The sequence below is a fragment of the Pseudomonas sp. SORGH_AS_0199 genome (assembly GCF_031453735.1).
Lineage (GTDB): Bacteria > Pseudomonadota > Gammaproteobacteria > Pseudomonadales > Pseudomonadaceae > Chryseomonas > Chryseomonas aestiva.
Map to the genome: position 1 here is coordinate 4,353,093 of NZ_JAVJAE010000001.1, position 16,604 is coordinate 4,369,696.

Here is a 16,604-nt window from a genome sequence, read left to right on the forward strand (position 1 = left end):
TGCGGCGGATCAGCGCAGGCGTTCGAACACCGTGGTGATGCCCTGGCCGAGACCCACACACATGGTGGCCAGGCCGAAGGTGCCGTCATTCTGTTTCATGACATTTAACAGCGTGCCTGAAATTCTGGCGCCAGAGCAACCGAAGGGATGACCCAGGGCGATGGCGCCCCCGTGCAGATTGACCTTTTCCTCCATCTTGTCGAGCACCTTGAGGTCCTTCAGTACTGGCAGGGCCTGGGCGGCGAAGGCTTCGTTGAGCTCGATGAAATCGATGTCGGCGATGGTCAGGCCGGCGCGTTTGAGAGCCTTCTGGGAAGCCGGGACCGGACCGTAGCCCATGATCGCCGGATCCACGCCGGCGACGGCCATGGAGCGGATCCTGGCCAGCGGCTGCAGGCCCAGGTCCTGGGCGCGTTGGGCCGACATGACCAGCATGCAGGAAGCGCCGTCGGTGATCTGCGAGGAAGTGCCTGCGGTCACGGTACCACCCTTGGGGTTGAACGCCGGCTTCAGGGCCGCCAGGCCTTCGAGGGTGGTTTCCGGACGGATGGTCTCGTCCTGGCTGAAGACCTTGAGGAAGCCGTTCTCATCATGACCTTCCAGGGGAATGATCTCGTCCTTGAACTTGCCTTCCTGGGTGGCCTTCCAGGCCAGCTGGTGCGAGCGGTAGCCGAACTGGTCCTGGGCCTCGCGGGTGATGCCGTGCATCTTGCCCAGCATTTCGGCGGTCAGGCCCATCATGCCGGAGGCCTTGGCGGCGTGCAGCGACAGCTGGGGGTTCGGGTCGACGCCGTGCATCATGCCGACATGGCCCATGTGCTCCACGCCGCCGACGACGAAGACGTCGCCGTTGCCGGTCTGGATCGCCTGGGCGGCGGTGTGCAGGGCGCTCATGGAAGAGCCGCACAGGCGGCTTACCGTCTGGGCGCCGCTGGTGTGGGGAATGCGGGTCAGCAACGACGCCATGCGGGCGATGTTCCAGCCCTGCTCCAGGGTCTGGTTGACGCAGCCCCAGATCACGTCTTCCACCTCGGCCGGATTGACCTGGGGATTGCGGTCGAGGACCGCGTCGATCAGCCGCGCGGACAGGGTCTCGGCGCGGGTGTTGCGGTGCATGCCGCCCTTGGAACGGCCCATGGGCGTGCGGGCGAAGTCGACGATGACGACGTCTCTCGGATTCAGACTCATTTCTTTACTCCAGGCTCAACCGAAGAAGCGTTGGCCAGCGGCGGCCATTTCGCGGAGTTTGGGGGTCGGGTGGTACAGCGGCCCGAGGTCGGCGTACTGGTCGGCCATGGCGACGAATTCGGCCACGCCCAGGCTGTCGATGTAGCGCAGCGCACCGCCCCGGAAGGGCGGGAAGCCGATGCCGTAGATCAGCCCCATGTCGGCTTCGGCGGCGCTGTCGACGATACCGTCTTCCAGGCAGCGCACGGCTTCCAGGCACAGCGGCACCATCATCCGCTCGACGATCTGCTCGTCGGTGAATTCACGCTGTTCGTAGGTGACCGGTGCCAGTACCTCGGCCACGGCCGGATCGGCGACCTTCTTCGGCTTGCCCTTCTTGTCGGTCTCGTAGACATAGAAGCCCTTGCCGTTCTTCTGGCCGAAGCGCTGGGCTTCGTAGAGGGCGTCCACCGCGGTCTTGCGGCTTTCCTTCATGCGCTCGGGGAAGCCCTCGGCCATGACGTCGCGGGCGTGGTGGGCGGTGTCCATGCCGACCACGTCCATCAGGTAGGCCGGACCCATGGGCCAGCCGAATTTTTCCATCAGCCGATCGACGCGCTGGAAGTCGGCGCCCTGGGCCAGCAGCGCGGCGAAGCCGCCGAAGTACGGAAAGAGGATGCGGTTGACCAGGAAGCCGGGGCAATCGTTGACCACGATGGGGTTCTTGCCCATCTGGCGGGCGTAGGCCACAGTGGTGGCGATGGCCCTTTCACTGGTTTTCTCGCCGCGGATCACCTCGACCAGGGGCATCATGTGCACCGGGTTGAAGAAGTGCATGCCGCAGAAGTTTTCCGGACGCTTGAGCGCCTGGGCCAGCAGGCTGATGGAGATGGTAGAGGTATTGGAGGTGAGGATGGCGTCTTCGCGCACCTGGCCCTCCACTTCCGCCAGCACGGCCTGCTTGACCTTGGGATTCTCGACCACGGCCTCGACCACCAGGTCGACACTCTTGAAATCCCCATAGGACAGGGTCGGCCGGATGCGATTGAGCGCCTCGGCCATCTTCGCCGGCTCCAGTCGGCCCTTCTCGACGCGCTTGTTGAACAGCTTGCTGGCTTCGCTCAGCCCCAGCTCCAGGGCTTCGTCGCGAATATCCTTCATCAGGATCGGGGTGCCCTTGAGCGCGGACTGGTAGGCGATGCCGCCACCCATGATGCCGGCGCCCAGCACGCTGGTCAGCCTGACCGGCGCAGCCTGTTTCTCCAGCACCTTGGCCTTGCGCTTGAGCGCCTGGTCATTGAGGAACAGGCCGACCAGGCTGGCGGAGACCGAGGTCTGGGCCATCTTGGCAAAACCGGCGCCTTCCACTTCCAGAGCCTTGTCGCGGCCGTAGTTGGCGGACTTCTGGATGGCCTTGATGGCTTCCAGCGGCGCCGGATAGTGCGGACCGGCCTGGCTCGCGACGAAGCCCTTGGCCGATTCGAAGGCCATCATGGCCTCGATGGCATTGAGCTGCAGCTTTTCCAGCTTGGGCTTGCGCTTGGCACGGTAGTCCAGCTCGCCGGCGGCGGCGCGGCGAACCAGGTCCAGGGCGGCATCGAACAGGTGCTCGGGGGCGACCACGGCATCGGCCACGCCGACCTTGAGAGCGGTGGCGGCGTCGTTTTCCTTGCCGGAAGCGATCCACTCGATGGCGTTGTCGCTGCCGATCAGGCGTGGCAGGCGGACGGTGCCGCCCCAGCCCGGATAGATGCCCAGCTTGACTTCCGGCAGGCCGATGCGCGCCGCGGTGCTCAGCACCCGGTAGTCGGCGGCCAGGGTCATCTCGCAACCGCCACCCAGGGCGATGCCGCCCACGGCGGCCACGGTGGGCACCGGCAGGTCTTCGAAGTCGTTGAAGATGCGGTTGATCTCGGCGATGCCGGCCTGCAACTCTTCGGTCGGCCGGCCGAACATCTCGACGAATTCGGTGATGTCGGCGCCGACGATGAAGACGTCCTTGCCGCTGGTGACGATGACGCCGCGCAGGCCGGCGTGGGCTTTCAGGGCATCCACGGCCTGGCGAAATTCACGCAGGGTGATGGCGCTGAACTTGTTGACCGATTCGCCTTGGAGGTCGAAGCGAAGTTCGGCGATGCCGTCCTCCACGTCGCGCACCGAAAGGGCTTTGCCTTCGAAAATCATCAGCGGGTCTCCCTTGAGTCCTGGTCGCAAGGCGGGCGGCAGCTTCGGGTGGAAGCCGAAAATCGCCAGCCCCGATATTGTTCTGTGGAGGGCACCGGCCGGGCCGGGGCGAAAATTCATACAACCGTTTGAACGGTTCGCACAACCTTCTGGCAAAAGCGGGCGCTTGTCAATTGGGACGCACGGGGAAAGCGTGGTCGGGGGTTCGAGTGGTGAGAGCTTGAGCTTGGCGCGCTTCTGTGCAAGATAGCCGTGGAGCTATCCCCGACTCCTGGAGTCGAAACTACAAGTGGGCAAGCGTCTGCCTGAACAGTTGCCGAGCGACAGCCGGTTCTGTCCGGGCAGCACCTGAAGCCTGCGAATCGAGCGCCAGCCACGGTACGGTCTGGCGCCCCATCATGAAGGAGAGATGTGTATGGCCTACCAACACATATTGGTTGCCGTCGACCTGACCGAAGATTGCCAACCGGTGATCCGTCGCGCCGTGGCCCTGGGTCAGTGCTGTGGCAGCAAGGTGTCGCTGGTGCACGTGGTCGAACCCATGGCCATGGCCTTTGGCGGTGACGTGCCCATGGATCTGTCGTCGCTGCAGCAGCAGCAGATCGAGCAGGCGCGCGAGCGGCTGGATGGCTTCACCACCCAGTACGCCGAGTTGGCTGGCAATTGCGTGCTGGCCTATGGGCAGCCGCGCCAGGAGATCCACCGCATGGCCAAGGAGCAGGGCTGCGACCTGATCGTGGTCGGCAGCCATGGTCGTCACGGCCTGGCGCTGCTGCTGGGCTCGACGTCCAACGACCTGCTGCACGGCGCGCCCTGCGATACCCTGGCGGTGGCTTTGAAGAAAGACAAGGCCTGATCCCGCGGCCGGGCTGGATTACTCCAGTTCGGCCCAGCGCTCGATGAGCCGATCCAGCTCGGCCTGCAGCGCGTCCATGCGGGCGAGCTTGGCCTGGGTGACTTCGCCCGGCAGCTGGTAGAAGCCGGGATCGGCGATGGCGGTCTGCAGGGCTTCCAGCTCGATTTCCGCGGTTTCTATGGCGCCTGGCAGGGCGTCCAGCTCGCGCTGCTCCTTGTAGCTGAGCTTGCGCTTGGCCGGTGCGGCTGCAGCAGCGACCGGGGCCGCCGCGGGTGCGGGCTCGGTCTTGGCAGCCGCTGGCGCTGCTTTGCCGTCCTCGCGGGTCTGCACGCCGAGCAGGCGCGGCGAGCCGCCCTGGCGTAACCAGTCCTGGTAGCCACCGACGTATTCCCGTACCCGCCCTTCTCCTTCGAACACCAGGGTGCTGGTCACCACGTTGTCGAGGAAGGCCCGGTCGTGGCTGACCATCAGCACGGTGCCCTCGAAACTCAGCAGCACTTCTTCGAGCAGTTCCAGGGTCTCGACGTCGAGGTCGTTGGTCGGTTCGTCCAGCACCAGCAGGTTGGCTGGCTTGCTGAACAACTTCGCCAGCAGCAGGCGCGCGCGCTCGCCACCGGACAGTGCCTTGACCGGTGTACGGGCCCGTTGGGGGCTGAACAGGAAGTCGCCCAGGTAGCTCAGCACATGGCGATCCTGGCCGTTGATGGTGATGAATTCGCGACCCTCGGCGAGGTTGTCGATCACCGTCTTTTCCGGCTCCAGTTGCAGGCGCAGCTGGTCGAAGTAGGCGATCTCCAGCTTGGTGCCGTACTGGATCTTGCCGGTGGTCGGCTGCAGGTCGCCCAGCAGCAGCTTGAGCAGGGTGGTCTTGCCGGAGCCGTTGGGACCGAGCAGACCGATGCGATCGCCGCGCTGGATCAGCAGGGTCAGGTCACGGATCAGGGGTTCGCCACCGGGATGGGCATAGCTCATGTGCTCGGCGAGGATGACCTGCTTGCCGGACTTGTCGGCCGTCTCCAGCAGGAGGTTGGCCTTGCCCTGGCGCTCACGGCGCTCGCTGCGCTCGTTGCGCATGGCCTTGAGGGCGCGGACACGGCCTTCGTTGCGGGTACGACGGGCCTTAATGCCCTGGCGGATCCACACCTCTTCCTGGGCCAGGCGCTTGTCGAACAGGGCATTGGCGGTCTCTTCCGCCGCCAGTTGCTGCTCCTTGTGCACCAGAAAGCTGGCGTAGTCGCCCTGCCAGTCGATCAGGTTGCCGCGATCCAGTTCGAGGATGCGGGTGGCCAGGGCCTGGAGGAAGGCGCGGTCGTGGGTGATGAACAGCACGGCGCCGGGATAGCCGCGCAAGGCGTCTTCCAGCCAGGCGATGGCGCCGATGTCCAAGTGGTTGGTGGGTTCGTCGAGCAGCAGCAGATCCGGCTCGGCCACCAGTGCCTGGGCCAGCAGCACGCGCCGCCGCCAGCCGCCGGAGAGTTCGGCGAGGGTCTTTTCCGCCGGCAGCTGCAGCCGGCTCAGGGTGCTGTCCACCAGTTGCTGCAGGCGCCAGCCATCGCGGGCCTCGATCTCCTGTTGGACGTGCATGAGCCGCTCCATGTCCAGTTCGCCGCTGGTGTCCTGGGTCAGGTGGTGGTACTCGGCGAGCAATTCGCCGACACCGGCCAGACCGGCGGCCACCACGTCGAACACCGAGCGGTCGTCGGCGCGGGGCAATTCCTGCGGCAGTTCGCCGATCTTGATCGCCGGGGCGCGCCAGACCTCGCCGTCGTCCGCCTGTTGCTCGCCCTTGACGATGCGCAGCAGGCTGGATTTGCCGGTGCCGTTGCGGCCGATGATGCATACCCGCTCGCCCCGTTCGATCTGCCAGGACACCCCGTCCAGCAAGGGGGTGACGCCAAAGGCCAGGGATACGTTGGTGAACTTGAGCAGCGCCATGGGTTTCTCCGCGAAAAAGGCCAGCCAGTCTAGCAGAGACGCCTACCCCGGCGCCGGTCGGTGCGAGCCGGCGAAACGCCCGGACCGCCCGACGGCAGGCCATGGCCGACGCTTTCGCCACCTGCCGCCGGCACGTAAGCTAGACTGCCCCGTGACGGTCGGCCGCCTGCCCTGAGCCTGGCGCGCCGCCCCCTCCGCATCCAGCTTTTACGGAATTCCCATGCGCGGTCGCCTGTTCGTCATCCTGCCCCTGCTCCTCGCTCCCCTGATCGGCTCCACCACCTCGCAAGCCGCTCCCCTGGAGCAGCAGCGGCAACTCTACGACCAGGCCAAGGCGGCGCTGGACCGCGGTGATGCCAGCGTCTACCTGGCCAATCGCGGCGAATTGCGGACCTATCCGCTGGAGCCCTATCTGGCCTACGACGAGCTGATCAAGCGCGTCCCCGGTGCCAGCGATGCCGAGATCGAGGGCTTTCTCGCCGAGCATGGCGATCTGCCGCAGTCCAACTGGCTGCGCCTGCGCTGGCTGCGCAGCCTCGCCGATCGCGGCGACTGGAATCGCTTCGAGAAATACTATTCGCCGGACTTCAACTTCACCGAACTGGACTGTCTGCACGGCCAGTACCTGATCGCCCAGGGCAATGCCAGCGAGGGCTTCAAGCTGGCGGAGAAATACTGGCTGGTGGGCAAGGCCCAGCCGACCACCTGCGACGGCCTGTTCCAGGCCTGGGCAGCGCGCGGCCAGCTCACCGAGGAGCGGGTCTGGGAGCGCGCCAAGCTGGCCGCCGACAAGGGTGAATACGGCCTGGTGCGCACCCTGTCCGCCCAGTTGCCGACGCTGTCCGGCCAGGCCCAGCGGCTGATCGACGTGGCCCAGAAGCCGCAGCAGATCGCCAATGTCCAGGCCTTCGCCCCGGCCAGCGAGAGCCTTGCCGACGTGGTCGGCCTGGGCCTGCGCAAGCTGGCGCGCCAGGACCCGGAACAGGCCATGGGCCTGCTCGACGTCTACAGCCAGCGCATGCCCTTCACCCGCGATGAAAAGGTCGCCATCGCCCGCCAGATCGGCCTGACCCTGGCGAAGAATTTCGATCCGCGCGCGCTGGCGCTGATGGAGCGCTATGACCCCGAACTGCGGGACGACGACGTCAGCGAATGGCGTGCCCGGCTGCTCCTGCGCCTGGGTCGCTGGAGCGATGCCCACGCCCTGATCGAACGCTTTCCGCCGAGTCTGGCCAAGGCCAATCGCTGGGAATACTGGCGGGCCCGCACCCTGGAGCTGATGCAGCCGCAGAGTCCGGCGGTGCTGCGTGAATACGCCGAGGTCAGTCGCGAGCGCGACTACTACGGCTTCCTTGCCGCCGACCGCAGCAAGGCGCCCTATCAGCTCAACAACAAGCCGCTGATGCTCAGCGACGCCCTCAAGCGCAAGGTGCGCAATACCCCTGGCGTGCAGCGCGCCCTGGAATTCATCGCCCGCGGCGAACCGATCAACGCCCGCCGCGAGTGGTTCTATGTCAGCCGCCACTTCAACCGCGACGAACTCGTGGCCCAGGCGCGCATGGCCTATGACATGCAATGGTATTTCCCGGCAATCCGCACCATCAGCCTGGCCAAGTACTGGGACGACCTGGACATCCGTTTCCCCATCGCCTATCGCGAGAGCTTCGTGCGCGAGGCCCAGACCCGCGGTCTGCACAGCAGCTGGGTGTTCGCCATCACCCGCCAGGAAAGCGGCTTCATGGCCGATGCGCGCTCCGGGGTGGGCGCCATGGGCCTGATGCAGCTGATGCCGGCCACCGCCAGTCATACCGCCAGCAAGTTCGCCATTCCCCTGGCCTCGCCACAGCAGGCGCTGACCCCGGAAAAGAACATCCAGCTGGGCACCGCCTATCTGTCGATGGTCCATGCCCAGTTCAACGGCAACCGGGTATTGGCCTCGGCGGCCTACAACGCCGGCCCGGGGCGGGTGAAGCGCTGGCTGACGGGCGCACGCCACCTGGCCTTCGACGTCTGGGTGGAAACCATTCCCTTCGATGAGACGCGGCAATACGTGCAGAACGTGCTGGCCTACGCAGTGATCTACGGCCAGAAGCTCAATGCGCCGCAACCCCTGGTCGACTGGAACGAGCGCTTCTTCGACGAGACCTGAGCGCTCGCCGGCCCGCCCTGATACCACCGCAGCGGACTCGGACGCCTGTTCGTGTCCGCTGCACAGTGACCGCCTAGAGCCCCTGCGTCACCCGACGGCAGCATCCTGCCAGGCCTTAGGCCCCGTGACAGCTGCGCAAAACAGCGCCACCCCCTATACTGCAGCCCCTTTTTTTCCGCTATTGAACCGGAGAAACCCATGCTCAAGCGTTCGCTGGCCCTGGCAGCAGGCCTGGCCCTGTCCCTGACGTCCCTGCTCTCCCACGCCGCCGCCGAATTGCGCGTCTCGGCCATTCCCGACGAGGCGCCCACCGAGCTGATCCGCAAGTTCAAGCCGCTGGGTGAATACCTGGAGCAGCGCCTGGGCATGCCGGTGAAATTCGTCCCGGTGTCCGACTATGCCGGCGTGGTGGAAGCCATGGCCTCGGATCGCCTGGACCTGGCCTGGTTCGGCGGCTTCACCTTCGTCCAGGCGCAGCGCAAGGCGCCGATGACCCCCCTGGTGCAGCGCGAAGAAGATCAGAAGTTCACCAGCAAATTCATCACCGCCGACCCGGCTGTGAAGACCCTGCAGGACCTCAAGGGCAAGACCTTCGCCTTCGGTTCGGTCTCTTCCACCTCGGGCAGCCTGATGCCACGCTACTTCATGCAGCAGGAAGGCATCGTCCCCGAGCAGTTCTTCTCGCGGGTGGCCTATTCCGGCGCCCATGACGCCACCGTCGCCTGGGTCGCCGCGGGCAAGGCCGATGCCGGTGTGCTCAACGCCTCGGTGTGGAAGAAGCTGGTCGACGCCGGCAAGGTCGATACCAGCAAGGTCCGAGTGATATCCACCACCCCGCCCTACTACGACTACAACTGGACGGTGCGCGGCAGTCTGGATCCGCAACTGGCGGCCAAGATCAAGCAGGCCTTCCTCGACCTGGATCCGGCCAAGCCGGCAGACAAGGCGATCCTCAACCTGCAGGCGGCCAGCCGCTTCGTGCCGACCTCGCCGGACAACTACAAGAGCATCGAGGCTTCCGCCCTGGCAGCCGGCCTGCTCAAGTGAGTCTCGCCCTCAGGGGCGTGACGCTGGTACACGCCGACGGCTCGCCCGCCCTGGCCGATCTCGACCTCAGCCTGCAACAGGGTGAGCAGGTCGCGCTGATCGGCCCGTCCGGGGCGGGCAAGACCAGCCTGTTGCGCCTGCTGGCCACCGGGCTGCGACCGGTCGCAGGTGAGCTGGAGCTGCTCGGCCAGGAGCCCTGGAGCCTGGGCAACCGGGAGCGGCGCCAGTTGCGTGCCCGCATCGGCCTCATCCATCAGGCGCCGCCCTTGCCGGCGCGCCAGCGCGTGATCACCGCGGTACTGGCCGGACGCCTCGGCCAGTGGTCGCTGGCGCGCAGCCTGGTCAGCCTGGTGCATCCCCTGGATCGTGACGGCGCCGCCGCCGCCCTGGCGCCGCTGGATCTCGCCGATCGCCTCTATTCCTCCTGCGATCAGCTGTCCGGTGGCCAGCTGCAGCGCGTCGGCATCGCCCGGGCGCTCTATCAGCAGCCGCAGCTGCTGCTCGCCGACGAACCCGTGTCGGCCATGGACCCGGTGCTGGCCGGCCATACCCTGGAGGTGCTGAGCGACGCTGCGGCGCGCCAGGGCACCACCCTGGTAACCAGCCTGCACAATGTGGAGCTGGCGTTGCAGCGCTTTCCACGCATTCTCGGCCTGCGGGCCGGCCGCTTGCTGTGGGACAAACCCGCGAGCGCCGTCACCCCGGCCGATCTCGCCGCGCTCTATGCCAACGAGGGGCTGAGCGCCACACTGGCGCCCGCCGCACCGGCCCCGGCCGAGACGCCGCTCGACCTGCCGCGATGCTGACCTCGCCCCGCCAGGACCCGGCCGCCCGGCCCCGTCTGCTGCTCACCCTGCTGGCCCTGCTGCTGGCCTGGCCGACGCTGCGCCTGGCGGAATTCGATCTCTTCGGACTCTTCACCGGCGACAACGCCCGCACCATGGGCAACTTTCTCGCCGGCTTCTGGCCACCCGCCCATGACGCCGACTTTCTCGCCGTGCTCGGGCGCGCCACCCTGGAAACCCTGGCCATCGCCACCCTGGGCATGGCCCTGGCGGCGCTGATCGCCCTGCCCGCCGCTCTGCTCGCCACTCGCGTGCTGTCGATCTCCGCCCTGCCCCGCGGCGGACGTCCAGGCCGCTTGCCGCGCCTGCTCCGCGGACTGGTCCGCGGGGTGCTGATCGTCCTGCGCAGCGTGCCGGAGATCGTCTGGGCGCTGCTGTTCGTCCGCGCCGTGGGCCTGGGTCCCACCGCCGGGGTGCTGGCCATCGCCATCACCTACGGCGGCATGCTGGGCAAGGTCTATGCGGAGATCTTCGAATCGGTCGATCCCCGCCCGGCGCGGGCTCTGCTGCTGCAGGGCGCCGGTCGCCTGCAGGCCTTCGTCTATGGCGTGCTGCCCAATGCCGCGGGCGAGATGATTTCCTACAGCGTCTACCGCTGGGAATGCGCCATCCGCGCCTCGGTGGTGATGGGCTTCGTCGGTGCCGGCGGTCTCGGTCAGCAGGTGGACCTGTCGCTGCGCATGTTCGCCGGTGGCGAGGTGGCCAGCCTGCTGCTGACCTTCCTGGTGCTGGTGCTGCTGGCCGATGTGCTCAGTCGCCTGCTGCGCCAGGTGGAGCGCAGTCAGGGCGGCGGCCGCGGCGCTCTGACGGTGCTGGCCATGGGCGCCGCCCTGGTGGCGTCCGCCAGCTACCTGGGTACAGCCTTCGGCGAATTGCTGAGCGTTCGCGCCCTGGCGCAGATGGGCAGCTTCCTGGCCGATTTTCTCAAGCCGGACTTCTCGGTTACCCAGCTATTGGCCGTGGCCCACGGCGCGGTGGAGACCCTGGCCATGTCGGCCCTGGGCACCCTGCTCGCCGGGCTGCTCGGCATCCTGCTGGCGCTGCCGGCGGCCGGTCGCCTGGGCCTGGGCGCCCTGGCGCTGGCGCGGCTGCTGCTCAATGCCCTGCGCGCCGTGCCGGAACTGGTCTGGGCGGCGCTGATGGTGCTGGCCGCCGGCCTGGGACCCAACGCCGGGACCCTGGCCCTGGCCCTGCACACCGCTGGGGTACTCGGCCGGCTGTTCGCCGACGCCCTGGAAAACACCCCCAAGGCGCCCGCCGAGGCCATTCGCCTGGCCGGCGGTGGCGCGCTGGCGGCCTTTCTCTACGGCACCCTGCCGGCGGTCTGGCCACAGTTGCTGGCCTACCTGCTCTATCGCTGGGAAAACAACATCCGCATGGCCAGCATCCTCGGCTTCGTCGGCGCCGGCGGCCTGGGGCAGCAGCTGTACTTCAGCCTGAGCCTGTTCCAGCAGGCCCAGGCCGCCACCGTGATCCTCGGCATGCTGGTGCTGGTGCTGGGCGTGGATCTGCTGAGTAACTGGGCCCGGCAGCGCTGGGTCGTTCGTTAGAGCCTATTCAAAGGCTGCTGCGCGTCGGCCAAACGGCATTGAAAAGACCCTGGGTCGCCAGCCCGGCCGGAATGCTCATTTACTACTCGTAAACTCGTTCGCGAGCCCGGTCCGCTTCCTCAGGTCTTTTCGCGGGGCCGCCGAGGCCTTGTTTGGCTCTAGCTCGCGAGCCTTTGAACAGGCTCTTAGCGAATCTCCGGCAGCAGCAGCGCTGGCAACTGCGCCAGAAAGGCGGCTTCGTCGTCGAGCTGGCGCAAATCCAGCCAGAGCGCATCGGCGTCGATGCGCCCCACCACCGGAATGGGTAGCTGGCGCAGGCCCTCTTCCAACTGCCGCAGGGCGCGCCCACGCAGGCGCTTGCTGACCTGGGGACGACAGCACAGCGCCGCCCCGGGCAGCCGTGCCACCGGCTGGGCGCCACTGCCGATCATGCCCAGCGCCGGCTCCACGCTGACCGCATAGGTCGCGCCCAGCACGGCGGCGAAGGCCGGCAGCAGCCGCTCGGCCTGGGTGGTGATGGCCTCGGCCGGGCGGGATAGCAGGCGCAGGCTGGGCAACCGTTCGGCCAGTCGATCCGGATCGCGATAGAGCGCCAGGGTCGCTTCCAGGGCGGCCAGGGTCAGCTTGTCGACCCGCAACGCCCGCTTGAGCGGATTCTTCTTGATCCGCTCGATGAGGTCACGGCGACCGACGATGAGGCCGCACTGCGGGCCGCCGAGCAGCTTGTCGCCACTGAAGGTCACCAGGTCCGCGCCATCGCGCAGCGCCTGTTGCACCGTGGGCTCGGCGGGCAGCCCCCAACGGGTCAGGTCAACCAGGGTGCCGCTGCCGAGGTCTTCCAGCAGGGGGACGTTATGGGCGCGGGCAATGGCGGCCAGCTCCGTCGTGGCCACGCTGGCGGTAAAGCCCTGGACGCTGTAGTTGCTGGTGTGCACCCGCATCAGCAGCGCGGTACGCGGGCCGATGGCGGCTTCGTAGTCGCGGGCATGGGTGCGGTTGGTGGTGCCCACCTCCACCAGCTTGACCCCGGCGCGGGCCATGATGTCGGGGATGCGAAAGGCACCGCCGATCTCGATCAGCTCGCCGCGGGACAGCACCCCTTCCTTGCGTGCGCCTATGGCATGCAGGGCCAGCAGAACGGCCGCGGCGTTGTTGTTGACCACGGTCACCGCCTCGGCGCCGGTGAGTTCGCGCACCAGGTCGGCGACCAGGTCGTCGCGATCGCCGCGCTTGCCGGTGGTTAGATCGAATTCCAGATTCATCGGCTGACGCGCGGCCTCGGTCACCGCGGCGATCGCCTCTTCCGCCAACAGCGCCCGTCCCAGGTTGGTGTGCAGCACCGTGCCGGTGAGATTGAACACCCGCCGCACCCGCGGCTGGCTATGCAACGCCAGGCGCTCGCCCAGGCGACCGGCCAGCACGCCCTCCTCCACCTCCACGGCGGTCAGGGTGCCGGCTCTCAGGGCGTCGCGCAGATCGTCCAGCAGCGAACGATAGCCGCCAAGGACCAGCTCGCGACCGTGGCGCTCCTCCAGCGGACGCGAAGCGGGATGGCGCAGCAGGCGGTCGATGGACGGCAGGCGAATGGCGGTCATGGGAGCCTCTTGATCGATTCGACCCCCAGTGTAGCCCGAACTCGCGGCGGGTCGACCAGGGCGCGCCGCGCTGCCGCAGGCCTGGCCCGTCCCGGCGTGGGGTGGCCGAACCCGGACCCGGGGCGTCCGGAAATGACCCCCGGGTTCCCGGTTTGCCGCGTGCCAGAGCCCGTCCTAGGATGGTTTTCGCGGGCTTTTCCCAGGCGCCTAGCGTGGTCCTGGCGTGGAAGGCCCTGGCCACCGCGTCCACCTCACGACAATAACAAAGGTGCCGTCATGTCCAAGAAAACCTCCCCCTGGGCCAGCGATGGCCTGCTCGACAACAGCGACATCGTCAGCCTCGGCAACTTCACCTACCTGCACACGCTGAAGAGCGCCGCGGTCACGCCGCTGGCGCAGACCAGTTCGGCCAGCACCCCAACCGTCAGCGAATTCCTCAACGGCGCCATCAGCGAGTACGTGCTGGGTGGCACGCCCGACGGCATGCGGCCCTTCCTGGTCGATGGCCAGCAGCTGACGCTGCACAACTCGCTCAATGGCGCGACGGCCCACACCTGGATCACCGCCGAGAACCAGGTGCTCATCAGCTATGCCGGCACTACTAGAGGCGAGAATCTGCTGATCGATCCCCTGTCCACCGCCGGTGGTCTGCTGAGCGATCTGCAGATCCTCGGCCAGCAGGTCTCCAGCGCCCAGCACCAGTCGCTGGACTTCGCCCACCAGGTGATCGAGGCGGCGGCCAAGCAGGGCTATGGCACCCAGGACATCTTCGTCACCGGCCACTCCCTGGGCGGCATCTCGGCGGCCTACGTCGCCCAGCAGACCGGTCTCGGCGGCATCAGCTTCGAGGCCTCGGGCATTCCCCGCGATGCGCACGCGGCGGGTCACGGAGGCAACTTCGTCAATGTGGTCACCCTCGGCGATCCGGTGGCCAACTACAGCTCCGACATCCGCGGCGAGCAGCCCTTCGCGCCCAGCTTCGTCAGCCAGGCCGAGGGCGGCGGCAGCCTGCCGCACTATGGTTCGCTGTTCCTGATCGGCGCCCAGGCCGACCAGCACGACCTGACCCAGGCGGCAGCCAAGGTCGGCCACCTGTTCAGCGGCGACAACGGTGGCCAAGTCAATCCGCTAGGGGCCGCCCTGCATCCAGTCAGCGTGGCCGCCGGCATCGCCGAAGCGGCGCGCCTGATCGCCGAATTCCATCTGCCGGCCGCCGAATACACCAACCTCGGAGTGACCCCTACCGGTGGTTTTCTCGACACCCTGCCCGCGCAGATCGGTACGGCCCATGGCCCGGTGCTGATGGTCGGCAACTACAGCGTGGCGGAGTTGCAGGCCTTCGCCGAGACCCACGCGACCTTCGGCTGAGAGCCGCTTATAAAACTACTGCGCGTCCGCCATACAGGCACGTGCGGTGCTCGGAATCCTCATGTACTACTCTCGTACACTCCTGTTCCTGCGCGCCGCACACACCTGTCTGACAACCGCTCGCGACGTTTTATAACCGACTCACGCTTTTGCGGCGGCCTTGTTTCGCCGCCGCGAGAGAACTCCCCCCTGCCGTTCGGGTCTGCCCTCCTATCGTCCGGGATCCCGAGGGTCCCGCCCGCCTTAGTCCAGGAGAGCACCATGACCGCAGACGGTCCCCAGCGCATGACCGATGAAGAAGCCCAGGAATTCGCCACCGAGGTGTTCAACCTCGCGCGCACCGGCAATGCCGAGGTGCTGGCCCTGGTGCTGGAGAAGGGGCTGACGCCCAATCTGCGCAATCACAAGGGCGACAGCCTGCTGATGCTGGCCAGCTACCACGGCCACCTGGAGGCCAGTCGCGTCCTGCTGGAGCACCGGGCCGATTCGAATCTGGCCAACGACATGGGCCAATCGCCCCTGGCCGGCGCGGCCTTCAAGAACAACCTGCCGATGGCCGAACTGCTGCTGGAGCACGGCGCCGCCGTGGAGGGCGCCATGCCCGACGGCAAGACCGCACTGATGATGGCGGCCATGTTCAATCACGTGCAGATGGTGGAACTGCTGGTCGCCCGGGGCGCCGATCCCAAGGCCCGGGACGCCGCCGGCAACACCGCGCTGAGCGTGGCCCGCGCCATGGGCGCCAAGGATACCCCTGCCGTGCTGGAGCGGCTGGGCGGCGTCTGATCAGAGCCTATTCAAAGGCTCGCGAACTAGAGACAAACAAGGCGAAAAAGCCTGAGGAAGCGGAGTTTACGAGTGGTAAATGAGCATTCCGAAGGCATTTTCAACGCGGTTTGGCCGACGCGCAGCAGACTTTGAACAGGCTCTTAGCGCTTCTGGTAGCGATAGAACAGGTTAGGCTCGCTGACCACATAGAGGTTGCCGGCGGTATCCAGGGTGACGCCTTCGGGCTGGCGGATCCGCCGTGACAGGCCACCAAAGGGCGCCACCAGGGAACGGGTATCCAGGGTATGGCCCTGGTCGTCGAGTTCGATCAGCACCCGCGATTCGTCGCTGAGCAGCAGCAGGTGGCCGGTGCGGCGATCGACATGGACCGCGGACAGGTCACCGGTGCTGGGCGCCTGGTTCAGCCAGGCCTGGCGATCAATGATGCGCAGGGCGAAGTCGCCGTCGAAGCTCCTGAGCAGGCCACGGATTTCATAGAGCTTGCGCGGCGAGTGCTCCTTGACCACGAACAGGCGATCGCGGGCGGCATCGTAGTCCAGCCCCTCGAAGCCCTGGTTGGCGCGGGGGAAGAGATCCAGGGTCAGGCTGCGATAGTCCTTGCGGCGGAGCACGTCGTCGCCCTCGGGGATGCCTACCAGGGTCAGGGCGTTGGCGCCCTCTTCCGCCAGCAGCAGGCGGTCGTCTCCCAGATAGGTCACGCCTTCGACGTCGTCGAAGCCCTCCAGGCGATGGCGTTGCAGCAGCTCGCCGTCCCGGCTCAGGGCCAGCAACTCCGGCGGATTGTTGACCACCGCCCAGAGGCGATCCCGCTCCGGGTCATAGCTGAGGTCGGACAGATTCTCGCTGACGCCGGCCACCGGCTTGGCTTCCACCGCCACCCGGTAGCGACCGAGCTCCAGGGAGGTTCGGGGTTCGCTCTGCCACTGCTGGCCGAGCCAGAACAGCAATTGACTATCCAGATGGCTGCTGCGCAGGCCCTGGGTCACCCCCAGTGCCAGCAGCAGCGCCAGGGCCAGCAGCCAGCCGGTCCGTCCAATCCTGATCCGTCGTACCCACGCCGTCATCGCCTTGCCCCGTCATTGTTGTACGGGGCGGAGTATCCGGGCCTGTCTTTATGGT

12 protein-coding genes, 1 other RNA gene and 1 pseudogene are annotated in these 16,604 nt (G+C 67.0%); 9 read left to right on the top strand and 5 right to left on the bottom strand.

Going from position 1 to position 16,604, the window contains the following annotated elements; genetic code table 11:
• Window positions 1-9 precede the first annotated feature (9 nt).
• Window positions 10-1,188: an acetyl-CoA C-acyltransferase FadA gene (gene fadA, locus QE444_RS20410; protein WP_133862801.1), complete on the bottom strand. Its 1,179-nt coding sequence runs from the start codon at window positions 1,186-1,188 to the stop codon at window positions 10-12.
• A gap of 15 nt (window positions 1,189-1,203) precedes the next feature.
• On the bottom strand, window positions 1,204-3,351 hold the full coding sequence (gene fadB, locus QE444_RS20415; protein WP_309741383.1) for a fatty acid oxidation complex subunit alpha FadB: 2,148 nt from the start codon (window positions 3,349-3,351) through the stop codon (window positions 1,204-1,206).
• 415 nt (window positions 3,352-3,766) lie between these two features.
• On the opposite strand from fadB, the gene QE444_RS20420 reads away from it, so the two are divergent.
• A complete protein-coding gene (locus QE444_RS20420) occupies window positions 3,767-4,207 on the top strand; it encodes a universal stress protein (protein ID WP_007162381.1) in 441 nt (146 codons plus the stop codon).
• A gap of 18 nt (window positions 4,208-4,225) precedes the next feature.
• Here the strand turns inward: QE444_RS20420 and QE444_RS20425 are convergent, their stop codons facing one another.
• A complete protein-coding gene (locus QE444_RS20425) occupies window positions 4,226-6,142 on the bottom strand; it encodes an ATP-binding cassette domain-containing protein (protein WP_309741386.1) in 1,917 nt (638 codons plus the stop codon).
• A gap of 220 nt (window positions 6,143-6,362) precedes the next feature.
• On the opposite strand from QE444_RS20425, the gene QE444_RS20430 reads away from it, so the two are divergent.
• The 5 genes and pseudogenes from QE444_RS20430 (at window position 6,363) to phnE (ending at window position 11,733) form a co-directional block, all read left to right on the top strand.
• The gene (locus QE444_RS20430) at window positions 6,363-8,291 is read left to right on the top strand and encodes a transglycosylase SLT domain-containing protein (protein WP_309741389.1); all 1,929 of its coding nucleotides are present in this window, start codon (window positions 6,363-6,365) and stop codon (window positions 8,289-8,291) included.
• Window positions 8,292-8,489: 198 nt separating this feature from the next.
• The gene (locus QE444_RS20435) at window positions 8,490-9,338 is read left to right on the top strand and encodes a putative selenate ABC transporter substrate-binding protein (RefSeq protein WP_309741392.1); all 849 of its coding nucleotides are present in this window, start codon (window positions 8,490-8,492) and stop codon (window positions 9,336-9,338) included.
• Window positions 9,335-10,144, top strand: coding sequence for an ATP-binding cassette domain-containing protein (locus QE444_RS20440; protein ID WP_309741395.1), 810 nt, complete (start codon window positions 9,335-9,337; stop codon window positions 10,142-10,144). The genes QE444_RS20435 and QE444_RS20440 overlap by 4 nt, the downstream gene beginning before the upstream one ends.
• Window positions 10,138-10,950: pseudogene (locus QE444_RS20445) on the top strand (PhnE/PtxC family ABC transporter permease); the annotation flags it as partial. The gene QE444_RS20440 and the pseudogene QE444_RS20445, both read left to right, overlap by 7 nt.
• 51 nt (window positions 10,951-11,001) lie before the next feature.
• Window positions 11,002-11,733: a phosphonate ABC transporter, permease protein PhnE gene (phnE, locus tag QE444_RS20450; protein ID WP_252977325.1), complete on the top strand. Its 732-nt coding sequence runs from the start codon at window positions 11,002-11,004 to the stop codon at window positions 11,731-11,733.
• Between the two features lie 185 nt (window positions 11,734-11,918).
• Here phnE and selA read toward each other — a convergent pair whose 3' ends face one another.
• On the bottom strand, window positions 11,919-13,328 hold the full coding sequence (gene selA, locus QE444_RS20455) for an L-seryl-tRNA(Sec) selenium transferase (protein ID WP_187980118.1): 1,410 nt from the start codon (window positions 13,326-13,328) through the stop codon (window positions 11,919-11,921).
• A gap of 276 nt (window positions 13,329-13,604) precedes the next feature.
• Between selA and QE444_RS20460 the strand changes: the two genes are divergently transcribed.
• The 3 genes from QE444_RS20460 (at window position 13,605) to QE444_RS20470 (ending at window position 15,482) form a co-directional block, all read left to right on the top strand.
• Entirely contained in the window at window positions 13,605-14,696 is a 1,092-nt protein-coding gene (locus QE444_RS20460; RefSeq protein WP_309741397.1) for a hypothetical protein, read from the top strand.
• 61 nt (window positions 14,697-14,757) lie between these two features.
• Window positions 14,758-14,834: non-coding RNA, sX9 sRNA (locus tag QE444_RS20465), on the top strand.
• 123 nt (window positions 14,835-14,957) lie between these two features.
• Window positions 14,958-15,482, top strand: coding sequence for an ankyrin repeat domain-containing protein (locus tag QE444_RS20470; RefSeq protein ID WP_280305824.1), 525 nt, complete (start codon window positions 14,958-14,960; stop codon window positions 15,480-15,482).
• Window positions 15,483-15,625: 143 nt separating this feature from the next.
• On the opposite strand, the gene QE444_RS20475 is transcribed toward QE444_RS20470, so the two are convergent.
• Window positions 15,626-16,549, bottom strand: coding sequence for an SdiA-regulated domain-containing protein (locus tag QE444_RS20475; protein ID WP_309741401.1), 924 nt, complete (start codon window positions 16,547-16,549; stop codon window positions 15,626-15,628).
• Between the last annotated feature and the right edge of the window lie 55 nt (window positions 16,550-16,604).